The sequence below is a fragment of the Streptomyces sp. NPDC000151 genome, assembly GCF_040301705.1.
GTDB lineage: Bacteria > Actinomycetota > Actinomycetes > Streptomycetales > Streptomycetaceae > Streptomyces.
Window position 1 is genome coordinate 1 of record NZ_JBEPFC010000038.1, and the last position, 15609, is coordinate 15609.

Below are 15609 nucleotides of genomic sequence, written 5' to 3' on the forward strand. Positions count from 1 at the left end.
CGGCGACGGGACGGGCACGCGCCCCGCCCACCACGAGGCGGCCGAGGACGCCCGGGCGAGCGAGCCGGTGTCCCTGGGGACGCAGCTGGCCCACACCGGTACCCAGCAGATCGGCGTCGCGGCCGGCACCGGCGCCGCGCTGGTGCTCGGCGGGGCGATCCTGTACCGCCGGGCGCGTCCGGCCAGGCGCTGACGCCGGCTGCCCGGTGAGCGGTGCGGCGCCGGGCAGTACGGCGGGGCGGACGCGGGCGGCACGGGGAGGCGAGTGGCGCGGCAGTGCGGGCGGCACAGGCGGCCGGGGAGAAATTCGGATTTCCTTATGGACGGATGTGCGGGCGTCCAGGAAGCGGGCGAACGGCAACGCCGAAAGGGGCGCCGGAATTCCCGTCGTTCGGGTGGAACGGGAAAAAGGAGCGGGCCCGCAGTTTCCGTGTGCGGACCGGGTCGTTACGCATGACGACAGCGGCGGAACGTACGGCACGCCACACTGCCTGCGCGACGCGCAGGGCGTCGTCGTCGCCCTCGCCGCTGCGGAAAGGAACGCTGAAGATGAAGCTCGCGAAGACCGCGGCGATCCTCGCCGGCTCCGTGGTGGCGCTGGCGGCCGGGACCCCCGCGTTCGCCGCCCCCGCCCCCTCGACATCCCCGAGCATGAGCCTGAACGGCGGGCTGAACGACGCGCTCGCCAACGCGGGCAAGGCCGAGGTCGACCCGCTGGTGGACAACGCGCACCGCACCACGCACGCGCTGGCCAGTGGCGATGCCGAGGGGCTGCTGGACGGCGTCACCGGCCTCGCGGGGCACCTTCCGCTGGCCGGACTGCCGCTCGGGAAGTGACGCCGCCGCACCGCCGGGCGGCCGATCCGGCGCAAGGATCAGCCGCCGTGCAGCGGGACGGCGTACGGCCCGTCCGGGCCCGCGACCGCGAGGACGGTTCCAGGTGAAGGGGATCGGAATCGCCCCCGCTGATCGGCCGCTCGATCAACATACCTTGCTCCGGCCCGTTATTCGGCGCACTGCCGAATTTACCGTCGAACGGCGGACGCCGGTCGCCGGCCCGCTTTCGCGGGATTGTGTGCGGGATTCCGCGGGTCGAATGCGCGCACGGCGGTCCGCGTATTCCACCGTACGGCTGTGCCGTCGCGGTGAATTCGATGCGCGGGCGAAGAACCATATGGGTGAAAGTGCAAAACCAAACCCGCTGAAAAGAGTTGGGCAGAGCGCTCCGGATGCGGGCATTCAGTAACAAGAAGGGTGAATCGTGATCAAGAAGTTCATGGCCTCGGCCGCAGTCGCAGCGTCCATCGTCGGTGCCTCGGCCGCCGCCGCTCCGCAGGCGATGGCTGTTGGTGACGACGAAGGTGCCACCGCCATCAACGGCAACGGTGCGTCGCAGTCGTTCGGCAACTCCACCACCCACGGCGACATGAGCCCGCAGATCGGACTGATCCAGGGCTCGCTCAACAAGCCCTGCATCGGCCTGCCGGCCAAGGCGAACATCGGATCGCTCATCGGCCTCATCCCGATCACGGTCCAGGACATCAACGTCCTCTCCTCGCCGCAGAACCAGCAGTGCACCGAGAACTCCACCCAGAACAAGGGTGACGAGGCGCTGTCGCACCTGCTCGACGACATCCCGATCCTGTCCGCGAACGGCGTCGGCAACGAGTAAGTGCCCCGAGGGCCCGGGCCGTTCACCCTCCGCGTGGACGGCCCGGGCTTCTTGCTGCCCGAGGCCCGGGCCGGGGCGCCGGAGAACGGGCGGAGGGGCCGGTGCGGGCACGGCTGTGGCCCCGGCCGCCGCGGGTGTGGGCGGCGGACCGGGGCGGGTGTGGCGTACGGCCGGAGCCGGAGCTACCGGAGGCCGTACGGGTCAGAGTTCGTACGGCTCAGAGTTCGTACGGCCGTTGGCGGGGTGGTCTGCGTGGCGGGTCGGGTACGCGCGGTGGCCGCAGCGGCGGGATGCGCGGGCCGGTCTGCGGCTCGGCGTCGTCGGGGCGTTCGCGGCGGGGCGGGTACGGGCCCCGCGCGTGCCACTCGGCCAGCAGCCGGTCGTAGATCGGCGTCGGCTCCTCCCGCACCCAGCGGCCGGGCCGTGGCACGCGCGGAGGCTGCCGGTCCGCGTGCTCGTCGTCGTCCTTCATGTCCACGTCCACGTACAACCGCCCGCCCCGGCCGCGGGTTATGCCGGGTGTGGGCCGAAGGAGTTATGCCCGTGGAGCCGGGCGGGGGAGCGGGCCGTCAGTAATCCACGTCCGGAGTCTGCGCGGACGGCGTCTGTGCGGCCGGTGCCTGTGCGGCCGGTGCCTGCGCGGACGGCGGGCGCTGCTGGAGGCCGGAGGTGCCGGGGGCCTGCCCCCAGGTGTGCTGCGGGCTGTTGAGAATGGTCTTGGCCAGGTCGCCGGCGGCGGTGACGGTCTGCTGGGCGGCGGTCACGACATCGGCCCGGTCGCGCGCGCCGAGGGCCTGCACCAGCGCTTCGATCTTCGCCTGGAGATCGCCGATGGCCCGGGCCCGCGGCCCGGCGGCGGCCGCCGCCCGGGTGCTGGTCGTCTCCGGGTTCCTGGCGGCATCCGCGCCGGTGGGGTCGGTGGGGGCGTACGGAGCGGCGGCGTACGGGGTGTCACCGGCGTACGGGTCGGCCTGGGCGTACGGGTCGGCCTGGGCGTACACGTCGGAGGACGCGTCCGTACCGGTCAGCCCGTACTGGTCCGTCGAGTAGCCCGGAGCCGGCCTCGCGTCGCGGCCCTGCAGTTTGGCGAGTTCGGCGGCGATGGCCTGGGCCTCGGTCTTGGTGTGCGCGGTGGAGCCGCTGTCGTCCTTCTTCAGCGCGTCGCCGACCACGTGGAGCACGTCGCTGAGGGCGCCCAGCAGGCCGCCGGACTCGTTGCTGCTCTGCGGGGTGTCGGCGCCGGGCGCCATGACGGCGGCGTCGGGCGGCGCGGCGTTCCGTTCGGCGACGGCCGCGGCGGCCGGGCCGGCCGTGCCGAGGACGAGGGCGCCGCAGGCGGCGGAGGTGACGACGAGTCCGGGCTTCCGGAGCATGCGCATGGTGGTCCTTTCGGGTGACCGGGAGGAGCGGCCGGTGGTCGGCGCGGCGGTGCCGTCGAGCGGTACCGCCGAGCGGTGCGTCGGGGGAACGCCGAGATACCGTCACGGTGCAAAGGCCCGTCACGACGCGCAATTCATCGGCAACGCGCCGTCAGTAGCCGCCGGTTGCGGTCGCATTGTCTGACCTGCTCTTTCGCCCTGAGCAGCGAGGACGGCGGGGCTGCGGCCATTCGTGGCGGTGCGGACGCGCGGTCGAGTGGCCCGGATGAGCGTGGTGGTGCGGCGGCCGGCCGCCGCCGGGGCGCACGGCCGGGTGGCACCGGGCCCGGAGTCATTACCTCCCGGCCCGCGGCGGCGTTGCACTGGGTGTGGCGGAACGTGTCACTGGCCGTGATGCGTGGGCCTTCGCGGGGCGGTGCCGTCCTTCACCCTCCGGCACCGTCCCGCCTCCCGTTTCGGAGGCGCGCTCGTACGGCTGAGGGAACGTATCTTCACACCGTCCCCGGTGCAGGCGTATTCCGTACCCGGTACGGGTGCGAGCCGCAACCCGGGGCCATGGGTCCGAGTTGAATCCCGGCGTGGAGCTCTTTCTCGACAGACAGCGCCCGGGAGTCGTGCCGCGCCCCGCGATGGAGCCGACCCCGATCTATGACCGGCTGCTGGCCGAATGGCGGGCGGGCACCGTCCGGCGGCCCGCCGCCCTGTGGCCGCACGACGAGACGGTGTGCGGCACCGGCCAGGGGCCCGGCGGTCCGGGCCCCGGCCCGGGAGGCCCCGGCCGCCCCGGTGGCCCGTCCGGCGGGCGGCTGCCCGCCGTGGTGCCGCCCTCGATGGTGCGCAGGGGCAGGGTGCCCGTCGCGCCGCGTCCGGTGTCCGCCTCGCACCCGCTGTGAGGGCGGCGCCGGGCGGCGCTCAGCGGGTGGCGCTCAGCGAGCGGCGTTCGTGCGGTCCGGCGGGCAGTCGCGCGGCCGCGGGATGGCCGGTCCGAAGGCGAGCGCCTGCCGCACGACCTCCTGGGCGGTGGGCGGCACGTCGGGCCAGAAGATCAAGTCGCTGACGTAACGGCATCGCAGGGCCTGCTCCAGCCAGTCCAGATGGGCGTAGAGCTCGGTCTCGCCGTCGTACGCGCCGTCCAGGATGCGCTGGACGAGGGCGACGGCCCGCCGCCGTACGGCCTCGTCCGCGGCGCCGTCGCGGGCGCCCCCACGCCCGCCGTCACCGCACTCCCCGTCGCGGCCGGCGTCGCCGCGCCCCTCGTCGCCGCCGCTGCCGCTCTGGTCGCTCTCCAAGCGTGGCTCCCTGTCGTCCCTGACCGGTCCCCCAGAGCCTGTCACTCTTCGGCGGCCACCAAAACCTCAGGGCCCCTGGACGGCCGACAGCGGTACGTGGCTCCGGATCCGGCTCGGCGGTTGCGCTCCCCCGACGGGCGGTGTGCGCGCCGGCGCACCGACGGGCCGGATCCGATGTGACGATCTCATCGGACCGGTCCAACGGCTGACTAACATGTGCCCAACCATGTGGCCAACGGGTCGGCCTGTACGGAGGAGCAACATGCGGTTCGGCCTGTTGGGCCCGCTGACGGTGCACGACGGCGCGGGCGGGGCCCGCCCCCTCAGCAGCGCGAAGGGACAGGCGCTGCTGGCCGCCCTGCTGTTGCGCGCGAACCGCGTCGTACCGGTCGACGTACTCAAGGAAGCGCTCTGGGGCGGGCACGCGCCCGCCTCGGCCAACGCCTCGCTCTACAACCACGTCACGCGGCTGCGCCGGACGCTCGGCGCGGACGGCGACGGCCGGATCGGCTCGGTGGCCCCCGGCTATCTGCTGCGGGTCGGGGCGGGGGAGCTGGACAGCACCGAATTCACCGCCGCCGTACGGCGTGCCCGGGAGGCCTACGCCCGTGCGGACTGGGCCGCGGTGCTCGGTGAGGCCGCCACGGCGTCCGCACTGTGGCGCGGCCGCCCACTGGACGGGCTGCCGGTCGAGGTGTCCGACGCGCTGGCCGCCCAGCCGTTCGTCCAGCAACTGGAGGAGGAACGGCTCCAGTTGCTGGAGTGGCGGTACGACGCCGAGCTGCGGCTCGGGCGGCCCGGTGGGCTGGCCCCCGAGCTGTACCGGCTCACCGCCGAGCACCCGTTGCGCGAGGGCTTCCACCGGCAACTGATGCTGGTACTGCGCAGGACGGGCCGGCAGGCGGAGGCGCTCGCGGCCTTCCAGGCGCTGCGCCGGCGGCTGGTGGACGACCTCGGCGTCGAGCCGGGCGCGGCGGTCCAGGAGGCGCTCCAGGAGGTGCTGCGGGAGGACCCGGAGCCGACCGGGAGGAACACGCCCGAGGGCACCGCCGAGAACACCGCCGAGGGCGTCCCCGAAGGCGTCACCCGAGGCGCTCCCGTAGGGGCCGCCACCCGGACCGAACCGCAGCCCGCCACCCCGACAGAACCGGCGCCCGCCACCCCTACGGACCCAGAGACCACCACCGCCACGGAACCCAGCCCCGCCCACCGTCCCGCCCAACTCCCGCCCCCGCCCGCCCCCTTCCTCGGGCGCGACGAGCAGGTCGCCGCGCTGTACGACGCGTTGGCGCCGCGTGGCGGCCGGGCCGCGACCGCCGTGCTCAGCGGCATGGCGGGCGTCGGGAAGAGCGCGCTGGCCGTGCACGTCGCCCATGGGCTGCGCGAGCAGTACCCGGACGGACAGCTCTTCCTCAATCTGCACGGCGCCAACCCCGGCGTCGCGCCCATGAGCGCGCTCCAGGCGCTGGAGGTGCTGCTGCGCGACCTCGGGGTGCCGAGCGGGCGGGTACCGGACGAGGTGGACGCCGCCTCGGCGCTGCTCCGCTCGACCCTCGCCGGGGCCCGTACCCTCCTCGTCCTCGACGACGCGGCCGGCGCGGCCCAGGTGCGGCCGCTGCTCCCGGCGGGCCCCGGCTGCGCGGTGCTGGTCACCAGCCGGTCGCCGCTGGCCGCGCTGGACGGCGCGGTGCACCTCCCGCTGGCCAGGCTCGCCGAGCGGGACAGCGTGGACCTGATCAGCCGGGTGTCGGGGCACGGCCGGGTGCCGGCGGGCAGCCCGGCGGCGCGTCGGCTTGCGGAGCTGTGCGGGCAGCTGCCGCTGGCGCTGCGGGTGGTCGCGGCCCGGCTCGCGGCCCGCCGCGCGCTGACCGTGGAGGCGCTGGTGGAGCTGCTGGACGGGCAGGACGGGCGCCTCGATCACCTGGAGTACGACGACCTGAGCGTGCGGCGCTCGCTGGCCGTCGCGTACGACGCGCTGGTGGCGTCGGAGCGGCCGGCCGACCGGGACGCGGCGCTGGCGCTGCGCCGGATGGGCGCGCTGGACCTGCCCGAGTACGAGACGGAGCTGGCGGCCCGGCTGATGGACGCGGGCACCCGGCGGGCCGGCGCCGCGCTGGACCGGCTGGTGGACGTGGCGCTGCTGGAGGAGGTGGCGTTCGGCCGGTACGCGCCGCACGACCTGGTGCGGGACTTCGCGCGGGAGCTGGCGGCGCGGCACGAGGGCGCGGCGGAGCGGGAGGCGGCGGCGCGGCGCGGCGTGGAGTGGTTCGCCGCCCGCGCCGCGCAGTCCGTACGGGTCTTCCTGCCGCCGTCGCCCTTCCAGGCGCTGCGGCTGGCGGGCGAGCCGAAGGAGGCGGCGGCGCCGTTCGCGGACACGGAGGAGGCGTTCGGCTGGGGCGACCGCGAACTGGCCGTCATGAGCGGTCTGGTGGCGCGGCACGTGCGTACCGCGTACGGCAGGGACGCGGCGGTGACGCTGGTACGGATGCTCGTGCCCTATCTGCAACGGCGCGGGCGCACACAGGAATTGGCCGATCTGAGCGACCTGGCGCGGGCCGGGGCGCGCGAGTCCGGGGACGCGGCCGCCGAGGTGGTCGCGATGAGCGACCTGGCCAGCGCGTACTACATGTCGGGGCGCTACGAGAAGGCGCTCGTGCTGATCGACGACGCGATCGCCAGGTGGCGGCTGCTGGGCGACGACGAGTGGCTGCAGCGGGTGCTCAGCAACCGGGGGCTGCTCCTGTACGTACTGGGGCGGGCCGAGGAGTCGGCGGCGGCGCAGGAGGAGGCGCTGGCGTACGCGCACCGGCTGGGCGACGACCACGCGGTGGCGATCTGCCTGAGCCACCTGGGCAACCTCTACGAGCTGACGGACGCGCGCAAGGCCATCGAGTACCACCGGCGCAGCCTGGAGGCGGGCGTGCGGCTGGAGAGCGCACGGTTGCAGCAGACGGCGCGCTGCAACATCGGGTGCGCCTATCTCACGCTCGGCGAACCGGAGGCCGCGGTCGGCCAGTTCGAGGAGGCGCTGCGCTCCCTGGAGGACTCCACCGACTGGCACACCGTCTCCGAGAGCCGCCTCGGGCTGATCCGCGCGCTGCGCACGCTGGCGCGGGCGGAGCGGGCCGCGCGGGAGTGCGCGACGCTGCTGGACCTGGCCGAGCTGCGCGGTGACGCGTACACCGCGGGCAAGGCGCGGTACGAGTACGGACACGTTCTGCGCACCCTCGGGCGCGCGGCGGAGTCGGACGAGCAGTGGCGGCTGTCGCTGGCGGCGCTGGACGGCACGGACGCCGATGTGCTGGCGGAGTTGCGCACTCTCGTGTGACGTGGTGGGCCCTGTGGTGGCCCTGCGCGGTAAATCCATGGCCAGTGAATTACCCCTCGTATTCCTCCCTTGTCGCGCCGCCCGTGGCCTGATTGCACCGGGTCCGCTTAGCCCGCCTGGCGCACACGAATAGGAAAACGGATAAACTGGTGCAATTGTGGTGGGAGTTGTCATGGGCTCCGGTACCTGGCAGGGGTGGGCGGTCTGCTCCGGTCGGCACACGGGGCCCGCCGCCAGCGTCCAGGAGGTCCCATGCTCCGAAGCGCCGTCCGCAGCGCCGCAGCCGGTCTCGTCCTTCTTTTCGCGGCGGTGCTCGCCGCCGACGCGGGTGTCCCGGGCGGTGGTGTCGCGGCCCCGCCGGCCCCGGTCCGGCTGGTCTCCGCCCAGAAGGGGCTGCCGCTCGACGGCCCCACGGTCATCGCGCACCGGGGCGCCGCCAAGTACGCCCCGGAGAACACCCTCGCCGCGGTCGACGAGGCCGACCGGCGCGACGTCGAGTGGGTCGAGAACGACGTGCAGCGCACCAAGGACGGCAAGTTGGTCGTCATCCACGACGCCACGCTCAAGCGCACCACCAACGTCGAGAAGGTCTATCCCGACCGGGCGCCGTGGCGGGTGGGGGACTTCACCGCGGCCGAGATCGCCAAGCTGGACGCGGGGAGCTGGTTCGGCAAGAAGTTCGCGGGGGAGCGGGTGCCCACCCTCGCCGCGTACTTGAACCGGGTGGACCGCAACGACCAGCACCTCCTGCTGGAGATCAAGAACCCGGAGAAGTACCCGGGCATCGAGAAGCAGATCCTCGCCCAGTTGCGGTCGTCCGGGTGGCTGGACGCGACGCACGTGTTGGACGGGCTCGTCGTCCAGAGCTTCGGCGTCGCCGCCGTCCGCCGCGTGCACGCCCTGCAGCCGGACGTCCGTACAGCGGTGCTCGGCACGCCGAGCCGCGCGCGGCTTCCGGAGTACGCCCGGTTCGCCGACTGGATCAATCCGCCGTACAAGGACCTGAGTTCGGCCTATGTGTCCGCTGTGCAGAGCCTGTGGGGACCGCACGCCGACCGCATGGAGGTGCACACTTGGGGCGTCTCGGTCGGTCAGGCCAAGCGGGCGTTCTCGGCCTACAGCGTCGACGGCGTGATCCTCTGACCTGGGCCTTCGTGCTCACCTTCGCCGCACCGGTTGCCGTGTGACGTACCTGGCATGTGAAGCATGTGAGGAGACGATTTACGGGATTCGGTGTGCCGGGCTAGGGTGCCTCTGATGTTCTCAGCTGCCTCGCTCCCCGCAATTCCGGTAAGACGGAGAATGCTCTCCCTGGGTTGCCTGGGGGAGGGGACATGAACAATCTCGCGCAGCCGCACAGTGAGCGGCGCACCCCTCTCCCGCCCACGCGGACCGCACCGCAGCCGGCGGCCCCGGACGCCGCGGCAACGGGCGGAGCGCGGCAGGCCGGCCGGAAGCGCGCCGAGGCGCCGAAGAACGGCAAGCAGCGGGACGCCTTCTTCGACAACGCCAAGTACCTGGCGATCGTGCTGGTGGCCATGGGTCACTCGTGGGAACCGCTGCGGGACGGCAGCCGGTCGGCGGCGGCGCTGTACATCACGGTGTACGCCTTCCACATGCCGGCCTTCATCATCATCTCCGGCTACTTCTCGCGCAGTTTCGACATGCGCAAGGACCGGCTGCAGCGGCTGATCACCGGCGTCGCCGTGCCGTACATCCTCTTCGAGACGGCGTACACGCTGTTCAAGCGGGTGGCGGACGACGACCCCGGCTACCCCATCAGCCTGCTGGACCCCTGGTACCTGACATGGTTCCTGGTCGCGCTCTTCATCTGGCGGCTCACCACGCCGCTGTGGAAGATCGTGCGCTGGCCCGTGCCGCTCGCGCTCGCCATCGCCGTACTGGCGTCCGTCTCGCCGGACATCGGCGACGACCTGGACCTCCAGCGGGTGCTGCAGTTCCTGCCGTTCTTCGTCATCGGCCTGTGCCTGAAGCCCGAGCACTTCCTGCTGGTGCGCAACAAGCGGGCGCGCATCCTGGCCGTGCCGGTCTTCGCGAGCGCGCTGGTCTTCGCGTACTGGGCGGCGCCCCGGATGAACGCCGCGTGGTTCTACCACCGCGACAGCGCCCAGGAGATGGCGGCGCCGTGGTGGTCCGGCGCGGTCATGACGCTGGCGATGTTCGGCTGCTCGCTCGTCCTGGTGGCGTGCTTCTTCGCCTGGGTCCCGGGCCGTCACATGTGGTTCACCGCACTCGGCGCCGGCACCCTGTACGGCTACCTGCTGCACGGCTTCCTGGCCAAGGGGTCGCGCTTCTGGGACTGGTACGACGCCCACTGGATGCACACCCCGCTCGGCGCGATCGCGCTGACGCTGATCGCGGGCACGATCATCACGCTGCTCTGCACGCCACCCGTGCAACGGATCTTCCGGTTCGCGATGGAGCCCAAGATGGCCTGGGCGTTCAAGAAGGACGCCGCGGAGGTGGCCCGCCACCGGAAGTGACGCGCTGAGCGCACAGAACGTCTGTGCGATCCTGGAGGGGCCCGGTCCGTACAGCGGACCGGGCCTCTCTCTTGCGTACGGAGGCGGCGGCATGTCGGATTCGGGCTGGTCCGGGGAACAGCTGGACCTGGACGGCTACCTGCGGCGCATCGGGTACGCGGGGGACCGCACGCCGACGCTCGCCACGCTGCGTGCCCTCCAGGCCGGCCACACGGCGGCCATCGGCTTCGAGAACATCGACGTGCTGCTGGGCCGCGGCCTCCCGCTGGACCTGCCGAGCCTCCAGGACAAGCTCGTCGTACGCGGCCGCGGCGGCTACTGCTACGAGCAGAACCTCCTCTTCGCCGCCGCCCTGGAGCGGCTCGGCTTCGCCGTCTCCGGGCTCGGCGCCCGCATCCGGATGGGCGAGGACAAGCTCCGCCCGACCACGCACGCGCTGCTGAAGGTGCGGCTGGACGGCGAAGACTGGATCACCGACGTCGGCTTCGGCGGCGAGGGCCTGCTCGCGCCGCTGCCGCTGCGCGCGGGGCACGAGGAGCGGCAGGGCGGCTGGACCTTCGGAGTGGTACGGGAGGAGACGGGCCCGGTCGGCACCTGGGTGCTGCGCTCGCTGCACCCGGAGGGCTGGTTCGACCTGTACTCCTTCACCGAGGAGCCGCGTTGTCCGGCCGACTACGCCGTCTTCCACCACTACATCGCCACGCACCCGCACTCGCCGTTCGTGCGGCGCCTGGTGCTCCAGCGGCCAGGGCCCGACCTGCGGCGCACGCTCATCGGCAGCGAGCTGACGCTGACCGGGCCGGACTTCTCGTCGGAGAAGCGGCAGGTGACGGCGGCCGAACTGCCGGACGTGGCGGCGGAGCACTTCCGCATACGGCTCAGCGAGGAGGACGTGAAGGCACTGGCGGAGATCTACGGGGAGTAGCCGGGCGCCGGCCGCTCGGGCGCTGTCGCCCGGCCGCCCTTCAGGACACCACCGCGATACCCTCGATCTCGACGAGCGCGGCCTCGTCCCACAGCCGCGTCGCGCCGATCACGGCCATCGCCGGATAGTCGCCGCCGGCCAGCCGCTTCCAGACCCGGCCGATGGCGGCGGCGTTGCGGCGGTAGTCGGCCACGTCCACCGCGTACACCGTCAGCTTGGCCAGGTCGGCGGGGCCCGCGCCGGCCGCCTCGGCGGCGGCCAGCAGATTCGTCAGCGCCTGCTCGAACTGCTCGACGACGCCCGTGCCGACGATCCGTCCTGCGCCGTCCAGCGCGGTCTGCCCGGCGAGCAGGACGAGCGTGCCCGAGGCGGCCCGCACGGCGTGACTGAAGCCGGTCGGCGGGGACAACTGCGGTGGGTTGATCCGCTCCAGCTCGCTCATGCTCACGCCTCCGCCTCAGCCGCCGGTCGTCGCCACCAATTCGTAGCGCACACCCAGCGATTGAAGCGCCTCCTGCTCCTCCTGCGGAAGATCCTGGTCGGAGATGACGAGATCGAAGTCGGCCAGCGGAGCCAGCTCGTACAGCGCCTGGCGGCTGAACTTGGAGTGGTCCACGAGCAGCACCTTGCGCCGGGCCGCCGCCATCAGGGCCCGCTTGACCAGGACGTTCTCCTGGGCCTGGTGGTAGCAGTGGCCGTTGTCGACGGCGGAGGTGGACAGGAAGGCGACATCGGCGCGGAAGCTGCGCGCGATGTCGGCGGTGGACATGCCGAGGAAGGCGTTGAACGCGGCGTGGTACTCGCCGCCCAGCGCGATCACCCGGATGTCGGGCTCGTCCGCCAGCTCGTTGATCACCTGCAGGGAGTTGGTGATCACGGTGTACGCGCCGCGTCCGGAGAGCGACCGGGCCAGCGGCAGCGCCGTACTGGAGTCGTCGATGATCACCGCCTGGCCGGGCTCCGCTATGGCCAGCGCCGCGGCGCAGATGGCTTCCTTCGCCGCGACGTGTTCGCTGCCGCGCCAGCGCGCGTTGGACTCGAAGAGGGCGTTGGGCGCGGCCGTGGCGCCGCCGCGGACCTTACGGAGCCAGCCCTGGTGTTCGAGGGTGTCCAGGTCGCGGTGGATGGTCATCTGGCTGACGGCCAGCTCCTGGACCAGGTCCTCGATGCTGACCTGGCCCTCGGCGAGCACCCGGTCCGCGATCCGCTTCCGGCGGTCCTTGGGGCCGAGCTTGGCCGGGGAGGCGGCGTCGCCGGACGGGGGCGCGGCGTCGTCGGCCGGGGGCGCGGCGTCGTCGGCCGGGGGCGCGGCGTCAGGGGTCCCCTCGGCAGTGCCGTCGGCTGTCCCTTCGGTACCGGTCAACGCTCGTCCTCTCCCGGATGGCGGTCATCCACGTCCTCACGGCCCGGCCGACCGCACCGGGGCCTCCTCGGAGTTTAGAGCCTGTACGGGCGTCTTCCCCTGGTCCGGGCTGCCCGTACGACCGGTCCGGGCGTGCGCGTACGACTGGTCCGGGCGTGCTTGTACGACGCCGTACGACAACTCGCCGCGGCTCAGCTCACTTCGCGTCCGCGTAGCACTCCACCACCGCCGTGGTGAAGGGGAAGCGGACCGGGGTGGGGCCGAAGGCGAGGCGGCCCGCCAGGTCGGCGGCCGCGGCGATGGCCTGCGCCACCGCGGGCGCCTCCTCCTCGGGGCAGTGCACGATCACCTCGTCGTGCTGGAAGAAGACCAGCTCGGCGCGCATCCCGGCTTCGTGCAGCGATTGGCGGAGCGCGGCCAGTACGAGCAGCGCCCAGTCGGCGGCGCTGCCCTGCACGACGAAGTTGCGCGTGAAGCGGCCGCGGGCCCGGGTGCCCGCCGTGCTGCCGTACGAGGGCGGGGCCTCCTCCTGAGGCAGGCCCGCCTCGTCGGGCGGAACCACCGAGGCGGGCGGGCTGGTCCGGCCCAGCCACGTGCGCACGAGGCGGCCCTCCTCGCCCGCCCGCGCCGCGTCGTCCACGTACGCCACCGCGGCCGGATACCGGCGGCGCAGGTCCGCCATGTGCTTGAGCGCGTCGCCCGAGGTCTGGCCGTAGATCGCGCCGAGCAACGCGAGCTTGGCCTGCGCGCGGTCGCCGCCGAAGGCGCGGGCCGCCAGGTCGGCGTACAGGTCCCGGCCGCTGCCCGCGACCTCCATCAGGCCGCGGTCCCGGGAGACGGCCGCCAGCACCCGCGGCTCCATCTGGTCGGCGTCCGCGACCACCAGCCGCCAGCCGGGGTCCGCGACCACTGCCCGCCGGATCACCTTGGGGACCTGCAGCGCGCCGCCGCCGTTGGTGGTCCAGCGCCCGGAGACCGTGCCGCCGGGAAGATACTCCGGGCGGAACCGGCCCTCGTGCACCCACTGCTGGAGCCAGGACCAGCCGTGCGCAGTGTGCAGGCGGTAGAGCCGCTTGTACTCCAGGAGCGGGGCGACGGCCGGGTGGTCGATGCGGAGCAGCTCCCACTTGCGGGTGGAGGCCAGCTTGATGCCGGCCCGGTCGAAGGCCCGGATGATGTCGGCCGGCAGGTCGGGACGGACCCGCACGCCCTCCCCGAACGCGCGGGACACCTCGTCCGCCAGCTCGGCCAGCCGCTGCGGCTCCAGGCCGCGCCCATAGCGCTCGCCGAGCAGCCCGTCCAGCAGCGCGCGGTGCACGTCCGCGCGCCAGGGCACCCCCGCCCGGTGCATCTCGGCGGCGACCAGCATCCCGGCCGACTCCGACGCGAGCAGCAGCCGCGTCCGCTCCGGCCGCTCGGTCTTCTCCGTACGCGCCAGCTGGCCCGCGTACACCTCCCGCAGCGCCGTGAACTCGTCCGTGCCCGGCGGCAGCGGGGCCGGGCCCGGCTCGAAGAGCGAGGGCTGCGTCTCCGCGGTACGCACGGGCGGGTCGTCCGGCACCGGCAGACCGTGCAGCCGCGCCCAGGCCGCCGCGAGCGACCGCGGCTGGCCCGACTGGCCCTCCTCGTGCCCGATCAGCAGCGCCTCGGCGGCCTCGACGTCGTAACACCGCTCGACCCGCACCCCGGCCGCGAGCAGCTTGCGGTACGACTCCGCCGTGGACCGCCACACCCAGCGCTCCACGTCCGGCCGCGCCCGCACCGCCGTGATCAGATCCGGCTCCTCGGCGACCGCACCGACAGCCGCTCCCGCCCCGTCCACCGCACACAGCCGCACACCCCCGCTCGCCGATCCGCCCACCACCCACCGCATGGTTCGAGTTTCGCACCGGGGTACGACATTCCGGCCGTGGCGGCGCCTCGTCCGGCCCCCGTCGTCCCCCCGCCGTCAGATCTCCTGTATCGATATCGGGCGGTCGTGGCCCGTGCAGCGGGCCAGGTGGGCCGCCTCGGCCGCCAGGCCCTCGTCCGGCACCGGGCCGTGCTCCGCCACGTGGTCCTTGAAGAGACTGACCTGTACGGCCGTGTCCGTGAAGGCCCAGACGCCCGCGACCCGGCCGCCGTGCACGACGACGGGGGAGATCCACCCGGCCGCACGGCTCACGGCCTTCCTGTGGTGGGCCGGGACCAGGCGGCTGTCGGCGGTGCCAGGCCCCAGGACGTACTGGTCGAAGCCGGCCAGCAGCCGCACCTCGCGGGAGGGCCGCGCGGCCGCCAGCGCGTCGGCGTCCTCGCTGCGGACGTACGCACCGGGCTCGCCGTCCACCTCGACCGGCGTGAGCGCGTCACCGAGCGCCGCGAACCAGCCGCGCAGCGTCGCCCTGCGGGTCGCGCCGCGCAGCAGCCACGTGTCGAAGGCGGTGGGCGTCGCCGGGCCGTGCGCCCCCAGGTACGCGGAGATCACCGCCCCGGACGCCTCCTCGGGATCCGGTATGCCGCCCCAGTCCGGCACCCAGGAGCGCGGCGCGGCGAACGTGATGTTCCGCCCCCGGGGCGTGCCGTGGCACAGCCGGCCGCCCCACGCCAGCGGCTTGAGGAGCGCGCTCCAGCCCGAGGACAGCTGCTCGCTGAGGCCGCCGAGCTCCTTGCGGGAGCACACGGCCGCCACCAGCTCCTCGCGCGTCAGCTGCCGCCCGTCCAGCGTCTCGTCGACCGCCTCGCCCAGCGCCGCCAGCTGCTGCGGGCTCATCCCGAACGCCTTCTGCCAGGACGGCTTCTCCCACGTCCGCGCCGCGCCGAGCAGGGAGAGATACGCACCGGCCTGCGGCGCGGGCAGCACGTGGAGCGTGCCGCGCATGGCCCAGGTCTTGATCACCGAGCGGTCCGCGAGCGCGGCGTCGACGGCGCCCGGCACCGGGGCGCTCCGGCGGGTGGCGACCGCCAGCTCGGCGGACGAGGCGACCTGGGCCTGCACCCCGGCCAGCCGCCCGGCGAGCTCCGCGACGGACGCGGCACCGCGCGGCACGAGGCTCTGCTGCCGCAGCCGCCAGGCCAGCACCTGGTCGTGACGCACTCTGAGAGTTCGGTTCATGCGCCCATTGCACCGCACGCCACTGACAATCGTCCGGCACCGCAAGTCACGGCGGTGG

15 protein-coding genes are annotated in these 15609 nt (G+C 73.6%); 8 read left to right on the forward strand and 7 right to left on the reverse strand.

What is annotated here, in order from left to right; translation table 11 throughout:
* The 3 genes from ABT381_RS13875 to ABT381_RS13885 all read left to right on the forward strand — a co-directional run.
* On the forward strand, positions 1 to 193 hold a 193-nt coding region (locus tag ABT381_RS13875; protein WP_351592634.1), incomplete at its 5' end, for an LPXTG cell wall anchor domain-containing protein.
* Between the two features lie 356 nt (positions 194 to 549).
* Positions 550 to 837, forward strand: a complete 288-nt coding sequence (locus ABT381_RS13880) for a hypothetical protein (RefSeq protein ID WP_351592635.1) — start codon at positions 550 to 552, stop codon at positions 835 to 837.
* Between the two features lie 424 nt (positions 838 to 1261).
* A complete protein-coding gene (locus ABT381_RS13885; RefSeq protein ID WP_351592637.1) occupies positions 1262 to 1672 on the forward strand; it encodes a rodlin in 411 nt (136 codons plus the stop codon).
* A 217-nt stretch (positions 1673 to 1889) separates the two neighbouring features.
* On the opposite strand, the gene ABT381_RS13890 is transcribed toward ABT381_RS13885, so the two are convergent.
* Both ABT381_RS13890 and ABT381_RS13895 read right to left on the reverse strand, forming a co-directional pair.
* Positions 1890 to 2144, reverse strand: coding sequence for a hypothetical protein (locus tag ABT381_RS13890; protein WP_351592639.1), 255 nt, complete (start codon positions 2142 to 2144; stop codon positions 1890 to 1892).
* 97 nt (positions 2145 to 2241) lie between these two features.
* A complete protein-coding gene (locus tag ABT381_RS13895; protein ID WP_351592641.1) occupies positions 2242 to 3051 on the reverse strand; it encodes a hypothetical protein in 810 nt (269 codons plus the stop codon).
* Positions 3052 to 3629: 578 nt separating this feature from the next.
* Here ABT381_RS13895 and ABT381_RS13900 point away from each other — a divergent pair.
* Positions 3630 to 3944: a hypothetical protein gene (locus ABT381_RS13900; RefSeq protein WP_351592643.1), complete on the forward strand. Its 315-nt coding sequence runs from the start codon at positions 3630 to 3632 to the stop codon at positions 3942 to 3944.
* Positions 3945 to 3977: 33 nt separating this feature from the next.
* Here ABT381_RS13900 and ABT381_RS13905 read toward each other — a convergent pair whose 3' ends face one another.
* Positions 3978 to 4340, reverse strand: a complete 363-nt coding sequence (locus ABT381_RS13905) for a hypothetical protein (protein ID WP_351592646.1) — start codon at positions 4338 to 4340, stop codon at positions 3978 to 3980.
* 262 nt (positions 4341 to 4602) lie between these two features.
* Here ABT381_RS13905 and ABT381_RS13910 point away from each other — a divergent pair, with 262 nt between their 5' ends.
* The 4 genes from ABT381_RS13910 to ABT381_RS13925 all read left to right on the forward strand — a co-directional run bounded on the left by ABT381_RS13910 (position 4603) and on the right by ABT381_RS13925 (position 11097).
* Positions 4603 to 7668 (forward strand): AfsR/SARP family transcriptional regulator, encoded by a 3066-nt coding sequence (locus tag ABT381_RS13910; protein WP_351592649.1) that lies wholly within the window; start codon positions 4603 to 4605, stop codon positions 7666 to 7668.
* 252 nt (positions 7669 to 7920) lie between these two features.
* Positions 7921 to 8811 carry a glycerophosphodiester phosphodiesterase gene (locus tag ABT381_RS13915; protein ID WP_351592652.1) on the forward strand — a complete coding sequence of 297 codons (891 nt, stop codon included), beginning with the start codon at positions 7921 to 7923 and terminating at the stop codon, positions 8809 to 8811.
* Positions 8812 to 9002: 191 nt separating this feature from the next.
* Positions 9003 to 10172, forward strand: a complete 1170-nt coding sequence (locus ABT381_RS13920; protein WP_351592655.1) for an acyltransferase family protein — start codon at positions 9003 to 9005, stop codon at positions 10170 to 10172.
* A gap of 91 nt (positions 10173 to 10263) precedes the next feature.
* The gene (locus ABT381_RS13925; RefSeq protein ID WP_351592658.1) at positions 10264 to 11097 is read left to right on the forward strand and encodes an arylamine N-acetyltransferase family protein; all 834 of its coding nucleotides are present in this window, start codon (positions 10264 to 10266) and stop codon (positions 11095 to 11097) included.
* 40 nt (positions 11098 to 11137) lie between these two features.
* Here the strand turns inward: ABT381_RS13925 and ABT381_RS13930 are convergent, their stop codons facing one another.
* From ABT381_RS13930 to ABT381_RS13945, 4 genes are all read right to left on the reverse strand, one after another.
* Complete coding sequence (locus tag ABT381_RS13930) at positions 11138 to 11539, reverse strand: RidA family protein (RefSeq protein WP_351592661.1); 402 nt, start codon at positions 11537 to 11539, stop codon at positions 11138 to 11140.
* Between the two features lie 15 nt (positions 11540 to 11554).
* A complete protein-coding gene (locus ABT381_RS13935) occupies positions 11555 to 12460 on the reverse strand; it encodes a DeoR/GlpR family DNA-binding transcription regulator (protein WP_351592664.1) in 906 nt (301 codons plus the stop codon).
* 196 nt (positions 12461 to 12656) lie between these two features.
* A complete protein-coding gene (locus tag ABT381_RS13940; protein ID WP_351592667.1) occupies positions 12657 to 14333 on the reverse strand; it encodes a bifunctional 3'-5' exonuclease/DNA polymerase in 1677 nt (558 codons plus the stop codon).
* Positions 14334 to 14408: 75 nt separating this feature from the next.
* Complete coding sequence (locus ABT381_RS13945) at positions 14409 to 15551, reverse strand: winged helix DNA-binding domain-containing protein (RefSeq protein WP_351592670.1); 1143 nt, start codon at positions 15549 to 15551, stop codon at positions 14409 to 14411.
* Positions 15552 to 15609 lie beyond the last annotated feature (58 nt).